This is a genomic window from Bifidobacterium parmae, from assembly GCF_002860365.1.
GTDB classification, from domain to species: Bacteria; Actinomycetota; Actinomycetes; order Actinomycetales; family Bifidobacteriaceae; genus Bifidobacterium; species Bifidobacterium parmae.
In genome coordinates this window covers 16,279-28,802 of record NZ_NMWT01000022.1, presented here as the reverse complement: position 1 = coordinate 28,802, position 12,524 = coordinate 16,279, and the positions used below count along the sequence as shown (strand labels likewise).

The window sequence follows — 12,524 nt, the reverse complement described above, 5'->3', positions numbered from 1 at the left end:
CAGCGCCCCGCGTCCCCGCGGCCTCACACACGGGGCACCGGTCCGAGCGAGATGCGGTCGCACACCGTCGCCGGCACCAGTCCGACGCCATGCTGCGAGTTCGGCAGCGAAGGCTCCTGGCCCTCGCCGAGCAGCCGCAGCACCTCGCGCATGGCCGCCGTGCCGAGCCCCTCGAAGTCGGGGCGCACGGTCGTCAGCGGCGGGAACAGGTTGTCCATGCCGGTCATGTCGTCGAAGCCGACAAGGCTCACGTCCTGCGGGATGCGCAGCCCGTGCTCCTGGACGGCGCGCGCCACGCCCACCGCCTGCGCGTCGTTCGCGGCGACGACCGCGGTCGGCAGTTTCGCGCCGGTCACGCCGGCCGTGTCGATGAGACGGTTCATCTTCGCGTACGCCTCGCCGGAATCCCACGTGTCGCAGCGCATCACCTGCGTCTGGATCGACTCCGCGCCGGAGAGCGTCTCCCACGCGGCGAGACGCGTCGCGGCGTCACGCCAGTCGTGCGGGCCCGCGAGATAGAGGACGCGGCGATGGCCGGCGGACTTGACCAGCCGCATCACGTCGGCCATCGCGCCCCACTGGTCGATGCCGACGAACGACGTGCGTTCCAGATCGTCGGAGGACAGCAGCGAGCGCGCCTCGCGCATGCTCATGCCGCCGTGCGTCGAGGTGACGATGACGCGCGGCTGGCTGACGCGCGCGCGGCAGGCGACGTCGAGCATCACGTCGGTGGGCGTCAGGAAGATGAACGCGTCGACGTTCTGCTCGTTGAACGTGTCGATGAGATCGTCGAACTCGGCCTGCGTGCACAGCGCCTCGTGCACCATCATCACGCTCATGAACAGGCCGTGGCCGCGTGCGATCGACTCGATGGACGAGATCGCGGAGATCGGGCCGAAGAACTTGAGGCCGCCGGCGATCAGGCCGATGGTGCGCGACCGGCTGGAGGCGAGGGCGCGCGCCGAGTTGGAGGGGCGGTAGCCGAGTTCGCGGATCGCGGCCTTGACGCGTGCGCGCGTGGCGTCGGAGACGTCCGGGGAATTGTTGATGACGCGGGAGACGGTCTGGTGGCTCACCCCGGCGAGCTTCGCCACCTCGAACATCGACGGCCTTTTGTTGGCGCGGCGAGCGGACATAACCTCTTCTCCTTTCGCGCGGCACTGCACTGACTTACGCAGTGTAGCGCGAAAACCGCCGCGACACGTGAACGTTCACACGCTGGTTTTCCCGTGTCGTGCGTGTCGCGACGCCGACCGTCCGCCGATCGCCGCGGCCGACGCCCACCGATCGCCCACCGATCGGCCGCCGGTCAGACGAGCTTCCAGGAGACGCGATGCAGGTCGCACGGGCCCTGCGCGGCGATCGCGGCCTTGTGCACCGCCGTGCCGTAGCCCTTGTTGTGCGCCCACTGGTACGCCGCGTATTCCGGGCGTTCCGCGAGACGCTCCATCAGCCGGTCGCGCGTCACCTTCGCGATGACGGCGGCGGTCGCAACGGTCGCGCAGGAACGGTCGCCCTTCACCTTGGTGGTCACGTCGGCGGGGACGGGCACGTCGGGCGCGTCGAACGTGTTGAGCGCCTTGGTGATGTAGTCGTACGGCCCGTCGAGGATCGCGCCGACGCGCACGCGCCGCTCCCCCGCGGCGTTCGTCGCGTTCGACGCAGCCGACACGCCCGGCGCGTCGAGTCCCAGCTTCGACTCCGCCTCGGCGAGCGCGCGCAGCGCGGCGACGCCGAGCGCGTGGCCGATGCCCCACTCGTCGATCTCCGCGTTGCTCGCCGCGCCGACCGCCCACGCGGCGGCCCAGCCGGTGAGCTCGTCGTAGATGGCCTCGCGGCGGCGTTCGGTGAGGAGCTTCGAATCGGCGACGCCGGCGGGCACGGCGAGAGCGGAGACGGGACCGGCACCGTCCGCGCCGGCATCGCCCGTCCTCTCCCCCGTCAGGTCGCGTGCGCGGATGATGGCGCAGCCGACCATCGCGGGACCGGCGAGCGCGCCGCGTCCCACTTCGTCGAATCCGGCGATGAGGTCGTAGCCTCGGGAGGCGAGCTCCCGTTCGAGGTCGAGCGTCGGCGTGATCATCAGTTGCCCACGCCGTCGTTCGCGTGCTTCGGGTCGATGGTCGTCACGTCCGCATCGGACGTGCCGTCGGTCGCGTCGCCGGACGTGTCGGCGGTGCCGGTCGCATCGGATGTGCCGGTCGCGGCGGAGGCGCTCGCGTCCGGCACGTCGGCGAACACCTCGTGGTGCGCGTCGAGCGAGCCGAGACGGCTCAACGGCCAGTAGCGGCACAGGCCCACGCCGACCACGTTGGCGATGGGGACGAGACCGTGGTCGCCGTCGTCCTGATGGTAGCGGGAGTCTGCGGAGTTGGCGCGGTTGTCGCCCATGACGAAGACGTGCCCGGCGGTGACGGTCACGCTGAACGGGAACGCGCTCGGCTGCACGCCGTTCTTGAGGTAGGCGGTCTCGGTGATGGCGACGCCGTTCACCGTGATCGGCTGGCCGTCGCCTGCGCAGGCGACGGTGTCGCCGGGAAGGCCGATGACGCGTTTGATGAGATAGTCGCCGGCGAGCGGGCTCGTGGACTGTTCGTTGGCGAGCCATCCGGCCGGATCGTGGAAGACGACGACGTCGCCGCGCTTGACGCCGGTGGTCTTGGTCGCCAGCTTGTAGGTGACGACGCGGTCGCCGGGTTCGATGGTGCTTTCCATCGACCGTGTGGGGATCTCGTAGAAGCCGACGAGGAACACGCGGATGAGGATCACGACGAGGATCGGGATGCCGCACCAGATGAGCGTGTCGCGCCAGGAGAAGCCGTCGTCGCGGCGCGGTCTGCGCGCCTGCCGACGCCGTGCGTCCGTCGTCGCCGCCTCGCTCGCGGCGCCCGCGGCGCCCGCGGCCGACGCCGACGGCATGGCGGTCGGGTCGACGCCGTGGTCGGCCACCTGGACGGTGTGGCGGTCGCGCTCGTCGTTCTCGTATGGCATGTGCCCTCCTGTTCCCCGCGAAAACTCCATTCATCGTAATAGGGCGCATGCACACGCGCATGCCGGGGGCGTGACGCGCACCGAACGCGCACGGGGCGCACGGGCGCCGGAGATACGAGAACGGTCCGGAACCGCGGAGGTTCCGGACCGTTCTACGCTTCGCGCGAGTCAGCGACTCGGACGACTCACTTGGCGCGACGCTCGACGATACGAGCGGCCTTGCCGCGCAGCGCGCGCAGGTAGTACAGCTTGGCGCGACGGACGCGGCCCAGACGCACGACCTTGATGGAGTCGATGGACGGGGAGTGCAGCGGGAAGCGACACTCCACACCGGTGCCGAAGCTGATCTTGCGGACCACGAAGGTCTCGCGCACGCCGGCGCCCTGGCGGGCGATCACCACGCCGGTGAAGGTCTGGATACGGGAGTTGTTGCCTTCCTTGATCTTGACGTTCACGTCGACGGTGTCACCGGGACGGAAGGTCGGGATCTCCTCGGCCGGCTTCATGTGCTTGGCGTCGAAAGCCTCGATGGCGTTGACCATGATTGTTCCTTAGGTGCCGCCGCATATCGGCCACCGGACGGGGCGCGCGCACGACCCGCGTCGTTCCGCGGGCTCCGGGCGTTTCGTTCCGCCCGGTCTCGGTGCGCACACCGATGTTCCTTCCCCGCAGGTCTGCCTGCGAGGGGTGCCGATCCGCCGGGAAACGCGCCTTAAGGCGGACCGGCTGGACCTTGTGCGACGGGGGTTTATGCGGCGACCCCCGCCACGGCACAGCAATCATCCAATATATTGCCGTGCCGGGACAGGGGTCGTGGAATCGCGGAGAACGCGGGGCGGGGAGTCCGGGCCGTCAGCGGTCCAGGCCCTCGTTGACCTGCTGGATCGCCTTGAGCGCCGAATCGACGGTGGCGTCGCCGGTGTAGATGTTCTGCATCTGCACGCCGATCTCGTCGTTGAGCTCCTGCGAGGTGAGCTTGCGTTCGAGCTTGGAGGCGGCCTGGCCCTTGGTCACGAGTTCGACGGACTGCTTGGCGGTCTCGGAGGCGTCGTCGGGCAGCTTGGCGGTCACGTCCTTGTCGACCGGAGAGCCCTGCAGCGTGTCGACCCACTCCTGCTGGCCTTCGCCGGTGGTCATGAACTCGATGAACTTCATGGCGGCGGCCTTCTTCTTGGAGTCCTTGTTCACGGCGAGCGCGAAGTCCACGCCGGTGGTGGGGCCGGCGTCCTTGTCGCCGACCTGCGGGAACTCCATCATGCCGATCTCGTCCTTCTCGACGGCGGTGCCCTTGGTCTCGTCGTTCGGGATGGTGGCGGTCACGTGCCAGGAGCCGGTCGGGAAGAACGCGGTCTTGCGGGCGTAGAAGTAGTTGTCGCGGGCGTCCGGGTAGGTGGCGGTGCCGACGGCGCCGTCCTGGAACAGGCCGTCGTCGATCATCTGCTTCCACGCCTTCATCGTCTTGACGAAGGTTGGGTCGGTGAACTTCGCCTTGCCGGCGGCCGCCTTGTACACGTCGCCTTCGCCGTACTGGTTGGACAGCCACACGAAGATGTCGTCGAGGTGCCAGCCGTCCTTGGCGCCGAGCGCCATCGGCATGAGCCCCTTGGAGGTGAGCTCCTTGTTCGCGCTGACGAGCTCGTCGTAGGTGGTGGGCACCTTGACGCCGTTCTCGTCGAGCAGGGTCTTGTTGTACAGGATGTATTCGGAGCCGGAGGTGATGGTCGGCATGGCGACCATCTTGCCGTCCTTGTCGGTCACCTGCGCGACGGCGCCCTCGGAGACCTTGGAGTCCCAGCCGGACATGTCCTTGTCGGCGAGCGACTTCATGTCCTCGGCGAAGCGGCCGTACTGTTCGACGAGGCTGCCGGCCTGCAGGCCGAACACGTCGGGGCCTTCGCCGCCGGCCATCGAGGTCTGCAGCTTCTTCTGGTAGTCGGCGATCTCCGAGGTGCGCCACCACTTGATCTTGATGTTCGGGTACTTCTTCTGGAAGGCCGCGTAGATGGTCTTCCATTGGGCGTCGGTGGGCTGCCAGGTCCAGAAGGTCAGTTCGACCGGATCGTCCTTGGTGCCGAGGCCCGCGTCGGCGGAGTCGCCGCCTCCGGCGCCGCATCCGGCGAGCAGTCCTGCGGACATCGCGATGGCGCCGATGGCGGCGATCGCCTTCTTCATGGTGAACATGGTGTTCTCCTTTTCCTTTTCCTTGGGTTTGGTTCACTTCGTCGTGGCTTGCGTCGCATCTGCCCCGACGATGGGGCCGAGCGAGGTCCTCGCGTAGCCGGCGAGCGCCGACCCGCTGAGGGTGATGCGGATGCGGTCGTCGACGACGCCGTCGAACGGCAACGTCCATCCGCGGCCGCGCGTGTGGACGCGCAGCAGTCCGTTCGCGGCGGCGATGCGGATGGTGCGCAACGCCCGGCCTTCGCCGTCGTGGCACACGTCGTCGCCCGTCTCGCGCAGCCGCACCGGTTCGGGCGAGGCGGCGATCGGCACGCCGTCGCGCAGCAGTTCCACCCGTCTCGTCCCCAACGTCACGCGGTAGCCGTCGATGCCGATGAGCGTCTCGGCGCGGTCGGTGCGGAACGCGAAGTCGAGCACGAAGCGCCGGCCTGTCAGTCCCGGCCGCACCACGAACGTGGCGGGACGCACGCCCCATGCGGCGAGTTCGCCGTCGGCGAGACGGGCCGGGTCCTTCGCCTCGATCTCACGGTCGACGTCGGCCATCGCCTTCCCCCACAGGTCGACGTGGTCGGTGACCGTGAACGCGGCGAACCGGGCGCGCGTCGCGGTGGCGACGATGCCGGCACGGCCGGGGTCGGGACTGATCGTCGTCTCGCCTACGTATCGGCCGTCGAGGAGGATTCCGAGCCGTTCGTAGGCGCGCACGGCGACGAGTTCGTGCCACGCGCCCGGGTCGACGTCGGCGGGCAGCGGGAAGGTGCGCGTGCGGGCGATGCCGTCGGCCATGTCGATGACGACGATGCCGCGGGCGCCGGCATCGATCCGCACGCCGGTCAGGTCGCGCACGCCGCCGCACCGCACGATGAGGCCATAGCGGCTGCCGAACGGCGCCGTGCCGCCCTTCACCCACGCACCGACGGTCTGCGTGGCGGAGTCGATCGGCGCGAGCGCGGCGAAGTTCGCGGCGGCGTCGGTTTCGAGCGCGGGCAGGCCGGCGTCGTCGACGGCGCGTGCCTCGCCGCCGATCACGGTCCAGTCGTCGGGAACGCCGTGGGCGAAGTCCGCGGCGGCGTCGGCGGCGAGCGGGGCGACGCGGCGGGAGGAGGTGGGGCCGTCGGTGTCGAGCAGCCCTTCCGCATGGTAGAGCGGATCGATGCGCATGACGCGCTGTTCGGTGCCGACGTACAGTTCGTCATCGGCGTTGCGCCCGTGGTAGACGAGCCAGTCGTCGACGCCGTTGGGCGCTTTGACGAGCGAGTTGTGGCCGGTGCCTTCCACGCGGTCGGAGCGGATGAGCAGCGGGTCGAAACGGCCGGCGTTGAGCTGCTTGCGCCAGTCGAGGGCGTCGATGCGCCTGTCTGCGGGGGCGGCGGGCAGCGAGGCGACGGAGTATCCTACGAAATAATCCTCGTGCTCGTACGCGTTTGCCGAATAGGTGATGAACGCCTTGTCTCGGTAGGTGAAGTAGGTGGCGCCTTCGACGGTGTGCCAGTCGCGTCCGTCGCCGAAGCGGTTGCGGGCGAAGATCTCCTCATCCATCGTGGGCGTGATGAGCGGTTTCGGCTCGCCCGCGCGGCGGAAGGGGGTGACGAGCCGGTCGACCATCACGGAGGTGCCGGGGCGCACGTCGCTCAGACCGCGCGCCTGGTTGTCGGCGTACAGCAGGTAGAGCCGCGCGTCGTCCCCCATGACGACCTGCGAATCGATGGCGAAGGTGTCGAACAGTTCAGCTTGCTTGACGAACGGGCCGAGCGGGTCGTCGCTCGTGGCCACGCGCATGATTTCGGTGTGCGGGTCCGTCTCGTCTTCGGGCATGTTCGAGAAGTACATGTGGAACACGCCGTTGAGGAGGATGACGGAGGGCGCCCAGTAGTTCTTGCGCCCGGGCTCGGTGTAGCAGTAGCCGCGGCTCGTCCAGACGGTGAGGTCGGGCGAGGTGGAGACGAGCACGCCATGCTCGTCGGTGGCGTAGCAGTAATAGAGGCTGCGGTAGCGGATCACGAACGGGTCCGGCGCGGTGTGCGCGCGGCCGTCGGCGTAGGGCACCGGGTTGGCGTAGGTGCGGCCGGTGAGCGTGGCTGGGGCGGACGTGGATGCGTGTGCAGTCATCACGCTCACCTCAGCTCTTCACGGCGCCGGCGGTGATGCCGGACTGCAGCCACTTCTGGCTGATCAGGTAGACGATGATGGACGGGATGGTCATGAGGATCAGGGCGGCGTACTCCTGTGCGACCATCTCCGGGGTCTGGCTGCGCGTCTCCATGAAGTAGGTGGAGGCGAGCGTGACCGTGTACTTGGTCTCGTCGCGGATGAGCAGCAACGGGATGAGGTATTCGTTCCAGGAGTAGACGAAGGTGAGCACGCCGGTGGTGGCGATTATCGGGGTGGACACGGGCATGAGGATGCGCAGGTAGATGCGCCAGGTGGAGCAGCCGTCCACGCGCGCCGCCTCGATGAGCTCGTTGGGGATGCCGTCGAAGTAGTTGCGCCACAGCAGCAGCATCTGCAGGGCGTTGAACGCGACGAGCGGGATGATCATGCCGAGGTAGGTGTTGGTCAGGCCGAAGGTCTTGATGGTGAAGAACAGCGGCATGGTGACCGAGGCGATCGGCACGGCCATGCAGGCGAGCATGAGCACATAGATGACGTTCTGGCCGGCGAACTTCATCTTGGAGAAGGCGAAGCCCGCGAGCGACGTGATGAACACTACCACGACGGCCGTGGCCAGCGCGATGAACAGCGAGTTGAACACCACGCGGAAGTAGTGCACGTCCGGGTTGGCGATGACCGAACGGTAGCTTTCGACGCCGCCCACCTGCAGGGACTTGGCGATGGCCGTGACGATGGGGAACAGCCAGATGGCGAGGAAGAAGAACAGGACCACGTACATGATGGTCGTGGTGCCGGCTTTGCGTTTCATGATGCGTTCCTTTCCCGTGTCACCGGTTGGCCCGGTTGTTGACGACGACCTGGATGATGGAGAGCACCACGGCGATGATGAGCACCATCACGCCGATGGCCGCGGACAGGCCGCCGTTGAACTGCTGCACGCCCGCCTTGTACAGGTAGGTGTTGAGGAATTCGGTGGAGCGTCCGGGGCCGCCGCCGGTGGTCTGGATGACGATGTCGAAGGTCTTCAGGGAGCCGACGATGCCGAGCAGGATGAGCGTGTTGGTGGTGCCGGACAGGTTCGGGATGGTGATGCGGAACAGGGTGTTCCAGAATCCGCAGCCGTCGATCTTGGCCGCCTCGTAGATGTCCTCCGGGATGGACATGAGCCCCGCGTAGTAGATGATCATCGAGAAGCCCATCCATTCGAAGATGTTGATGGCGCAGATCGAGTAGAGCGCGATCTTCGGGTCGCCGAGCCAGCTCTGGGCCAGGGCGTCGAGGTGCAGGAAGCGCAGCGCCTCGTTGATGGCGCCGACGTTCGGGTCCATGATGATGCGGAAGATGGCGGCGATGATGACCGGCGCCATGGCGATCGGCATGAAGAAGATGGCCTTGAAGACGTTCGATCCGGGGAGCCGCTCCTTGAGGATGACGGCGAGGATGAGGCCGAGTCCGGCCTGGACCGCCACGGTGACGACCATGAAGATGATGTTGTTCCTCAGCGCCGTCCAGAACACCGATCCGGGCGCGAGCAGCTTGGCGTAGTTCTTCAGTCCGATGAAGTCCATCTCGTCGGAGATGCCGTCCCAGTCGGTGAACGACGTGGCCACGGTGAATCCGATGCAGTAGTAGATGAACACGCCGGAGAGGATGACCAGCGGCGCGATGAACAGGTACGGGCGCAGTCTGGCCCGCCACGAGTTCATCGACTCCCCTCCCCTGGCTTCGCTCACCGCCTTCGCTTTGCCGGGCCGTACCGCCCGTGCGGCGGTGGCGGCGGTTCGACTTGCCGACATAATGACCTCCCTTGGGTTTCCGTCTGCGCAATCCCTTTTCTGTAACGTTTCAGAAATGGCGTACGGAAAACGGGGGCGCAATCGGGTTTCGCAATGACCACGCGGCTTTTACGCCGGGGAAACGGTTCGCGGCTTCGCTTTCCGGCCGGCGCTGCTGCGCGCCGGTTTCTAGAACGTTTCAGATTTGGTTGTTGGTCACAATTCTATAACGATTCAGAACTGTGTCAAATCCAGCCGTCCCATATCGTGAAAGCCCTTACGGCCGGCGGCGACACGCCGCGCGCCATCACACCTCGGGCGAAGAGTCGCGATACACCAGACGGCAATCCACGTCGATGCGCTCGCGGGGCGCCCGCTTCCCCGCCTCGACCTGGGCGAGGATCGAATCGACCGCCAGTGCGGCGATCCGCGTACGGCCCGGATCGACGGTCGTCATCGGGGGAATCGTGTACTTCGCCTCGTCGATGTCGTCGAACCCGATCACGCGCACGCTTTCCGGTACACGCACGCGCATCTCGCGCAACTGGCTGATCACGCCGAATGCCAGCAGGTCGTTGAGAGCGAAGATGCCGTCCGGGCGCACGCCCTGCGCGAACATCTCGCGCACCGCCTTCGCGCCCTCCGCGCTGGTCCACTCCCCGCATTCGCGGATCAGCGACGGATCCATCGCCACGCCATGCTCGGCAAGCGCGCCGAGATATCCCTTCGTGCGCATCGAGCGCGACGAGGGCACCGACTCGTCGAGCGTGCCGCCGACGACGGCGATCGTACGGCATCCGGCACGCAGCAGATGGGCGGTCGCCATGGCCGCACCCATCTCGTTGGACATGACCACGTGGGGCGCGGGCGCGTTGAAGATGCGCTCGCCCAGAATCACCAGCGGATAGTCGCCCTCGAGCTCATGGACGTCCTCGGCGCGCAGCTGCGTGGGGCTCAGAATCAGCCCGTCGGTCATATTGCTCGCCATCGCGCGGGCGCTGTCGATCTCACGGCGGCGGTCGTTGCCGGTCGATTCGATGATCACGCGGTAGCCGCGCTCACGCGCCTGCTTGATGGTCTCCTCGGCGAGCTCGGCGAAATAGATCTGGTTGAGGTCCGGCAGCGACAACGAGATGAGGCCGGTACGCCCGGACCTGAGATTGCGGGCCTGACTGTTGGCGACATAGCCGAGCTCCTCCACGGCCTTGCGGATGCGTTCACGTGTGGCGGGCTTCATGTACGGGTAGTCGTTGAGGTAGTTCGAGACCGAAGCCACCGATACGTGCGCGCGTTTCGCCACGTCGTGAAGCGTCGCCTTACGTGAACCCGTCACCATCCGGATACCTCCCCGCCCTGAAATGATTCACAACCGACTCAAGCATACATAATCCGCGTATCGCCCGGCCGGCCGGCAACGTCCCGACGCTATCGGTGGCGCGCCGCCATGAGGCGGGCGACGGCGGCGCGGATGGCGGGTTCGGCGACTGCGGGGTCGTCGATGTGCTCGACCGATCGCTCGATCGGGCACATGCCGTCCCGCCCGCGGTTGAGGATGACGGGGACCAGCGTGCCGTAGGCGGCTTCGATGCCGTGGGCGCGCAGGGTGGCGAATCCGGCTTCGCTCATCGTGCGGGCCCATACGGCCTTGGCACCGAGTCGGGCGTAGAGCAGCGCCGCGCCTTTGCCTACCACGCGGTCGGCGGCGCAGAAGCCGGCAAGGCTGCGGCCTTCGGCGAGCCATACGAGCAGCGGACGCACGCCGCGCCCGTGCCGGTCAGCGTTTCGGTGTGGCCGGCGGCGTCCGTGCGGCATGCCACGCAGCCGAGCGAATCATTCTTCGCCAGCGTGCTTTTCGCGCGTTCCCAGTCGTCCATGACGGCTTCGTTCCTCCCCCTCATCCGATCGCGGAATCAACTGCGATGACGGTCCACGGCGAACATGACCAGCGGGACGAGCACCCATTGGAGCACGAGGCCGGGCAGACCGGCGCCGACGGCCGTCCACACGCTTGCGACCGACATCTGCGCGTTGCCGAGCAGGGTGACGGCCACGGCGATGGCGAGCGCGTCGACCAGGCGGCCGCCGATCTGCGCGGCGACGAGCTTGGCCAGCCATCCGATCGGGGACGGCACGGCGGCGGGCAGACGCACGCCGCGCAGGAGCCCGGCGATCAGACCGTAGGCGGCGAGTTCGATGACCATGAACGGCACCATCGGCGCCATCGGCATGCCGGTGATGAGGAAGCTCACGATCGGCGCGAGTGCGCCGGTGGCGAGGCCCGCGAACGGACCGGCGAGCAGCCCGACGAGCAGCACGGGCAGGTGCATCGGCAGCAGGGTCTGGCCGATCATCGTGCCGAGGCCCGTCGCCGCGCCGGCGAGGTGGAGGACCTGCGGCAGGGCGACGGCGGCCACGACGGCGAGCAGCGTGGCGACGGATTGGAACGTGACGGACGGCAGCGCGTATGCGCGGGCCGGAGCGGTGGATTGCGGTTGCATGATGGAGACTCCTTCGTTTGTCAGCGCAGGTCGAGGTCGATGAGCTGGTATCCGCGGCTGCCGAGGCCCATCTCGACGGCGTGTTCGATGGTGTGGATGCCGTGGCGCGATTCGATGCGTTCGATCAGCGGTTCCTTGGTGTCGTGCGAGACGTACACCATGTCGACGCACGCCTGGTCGACGGCGACCGGGTCGAGCGAGGCGCAGATGCCGATGTCGGCCATGACGGGCGCGTGCGGGTTGCCGTCGCAGTCGCAGTCGACGGACAGGTTGTTCATCACGTTGACGAAGCACATCCTGCCTTCGAGCGTGTTGAACACGGCGGTGGCGGCTTCGGCCATCGCTTCGAGGAACGCGTCCTGGTCGCCGCTGAACGGGTTGGCGAGGATCTCGTCCTGCCCGGAATGGAGACGCTTCTTGCCGCGCGATGAGGCCATGCCGATGGAGATGTTCTTGAGCGCCCCGCCGAAGCCGCCCATCATGTGGCCTTTGAAGTGCGAGAGCACGGCGTAGTAGTCGTAGTTCGGGAAGTGGGAGCCGACGATGTCGGCGGTGATGCGTCTGCCGCCTTCCACGGGGATCTCGATCTCGCCGTCCTCGTCCTGGATGTCGCAGGGGGCGATGTCGAGGAACCCATGCTCCCTGATGGTCCTCCAATGGTGTTCGGTGGTGTCGCGGGTGCCCGCGTACGCGGTGTTGCATTCGACGATGGTGCCGTCGAGATGGTGGACGAGGTCCTTGATGAGCGCCGGCTGCAGATAATGCGTGTTGCCGCCTTCGCCGGAGCTGAGTTTGACGGCCACCTTGCCTTGCGGTTTCGCGCCGAGCGCCTCGTAGGCGCGCATCAGTCCGCCGGGGCTGATGTCGCGTGTGAAGTAGACCTTCGGCGCCATCGGATAGTCGGTTTCGTGGGTTCCGGGCGTCCTTCCCGTATCGGTCGTCGTCATGTGCTGCCTCCTTGCCTTCC

Annotated in this window: 12 protein-coding genes; all 12 read right to left on the bottom strand. The window is 67.4% G+C overall.

Annotated features, from left to right (window positions below; translation table 11 throughout):
- Positions 1-23: 23 nt before the first annotated feature.
- On the bottom strand, positions 24-1,136 hold the full coding sequence (locus Uis4E_RS07660) for a LacI family DNA-binding transcriptional regulator (protein WP_101622602.1): 1,113 nt from the start codon (positions 1,134-1,136) through the stop codon (positions 24-26).
- A gap of 173 nt (positions 1,137-1,309) precedes the next feature.
- Complete coding sequence (locus Uis4E_RS07655; RefSeq protein ID WP_101622601.1) at positions 1,310-2,083, bottom strand: ribonuclease HII; 774 nt, start codon at positions 2,081-2,083, stop codon at positions 1,310-1,312.
- Entirely contained in the window at positions 2,083-2,991 is a 909-nt protein-coding gene (gene lepB, locus Uis4E_RS07650; RefSeq protein ID WP_101622600.1) for a signal peptidase I, read from the bottom strand. Before lepB ends, Uis4E_RS07655 begins: the two co-directional genes overlap by 1 nt.
- A 185-nt stretch (positions 2,992-3,176) precedes the next feature.
- On the bottom strand, positions 3,177-3,533 hold the full coding sequence (rplS, locus tag Uis4E_RS07645; protein WP_101622599.1) for a 50S ribosomal protein L19: 357 nt from the start codon (positions 3,531-3,533) through the stop codon (positions 3,177-3,179).
- A gap of 310 nt (positions 3,534-3,843) precedes the next feature.
- On the bottom strand, positions 3,844-5,172 hold the full coding sequence (locus Uis4E_RS07640; protein ID WP_101622598.1) for an ABC transporter substrate-binding protein: 1,329 nt from the start codon (positions 5,170-5,172) through the stop codon (positions 3,844-3,846).
- 33 nt (positions 5,173-5,205) lie between these two features.
- Positions 5,206-7,281: a glycoside hydrolase family 43 protein gene (locus tag Uis4E_RS07635; RefSeq protein WP_101622597.1), complete on the bottom strand. Its 2,076-nt coding sequence runs from the start codon at positions 7,279-7,281 to the stop codon at positions 5,206-5,208.
- A gap of 10 nt (positions 7,282-7,291) precedes the next feature.
- Entirely contained in the window at positions 7,292-8,092 is an 801-nt protein-coding gene (locus Uis4E_RS07630) for a carbohydrate ABC transporter permease (protein WP_101622596.1), read from the bottom strand.
- Positions 8,093-8,111: 19 nt separating this feature from the next.
- On the bottom strand, positions 8,112-9,080 hold the full coding sequence (locus Uis4E_RS07625) for a carbohydrate ABC transporter permease (RefSeq protein ID WP_101622595.1): 969 nt from the start codon (positions 9,078-9,080) through the stop codon (positions 8,112-8,114).
- A 286-nt stretch (positions 9,081-9,366) separates the two neighbouring features.
- On the bottom strand, positions 9,367-10,395 hold the full coding sequence (locus tag Uis4E_RS07620) for a LacI family DNA-binding transcriptional regulator (RefSeq protein ID WP_101622594.1): 1,029 nt from the start codon (positions 10,393-10,395) through the stop codon (positions 9,367-9,369).
- 89 nt (positions 10,396-10,484) lie between these two features.
- Positions 10,485-10,817: a DUF1893 domain-containing protein gene (locus tag Uis4E_RS07615; RefSeq protein WP_165784910.1), complete on the bottom strand. Its 333-nt coding sequence runs from the start codon at positions 10,815-10,817 to the stop codon at positions 10,485-10,487.
- Positions 10,818-10,969: 152 nt separating this feature from the next.
- Entirely contained in the window at positions 10,970-11,557 is a 588-nt protein-coding gene (locus Uis4E_RS07610; protein ID WP_101622592.1) for an ECF transporter S component, read from the bottom strand.
- A gap of 20 nt (positions 11,558-11,577) precedes the next feature.
- The gene (locus tag Uis4E_RS07605) at positions 11,578-12,504 is read right to left on the bottom strand and encodes a DUF362 domain-containing protein (protein WP_207764560.1); all 927 of its coding nucleotides are present in this window, start codon (positions 12,502-12,504) and stop codon (positions 11,578-11,580) included.
- Positions 12,505-12,524 lie beyond the last annotated feature (20 nt).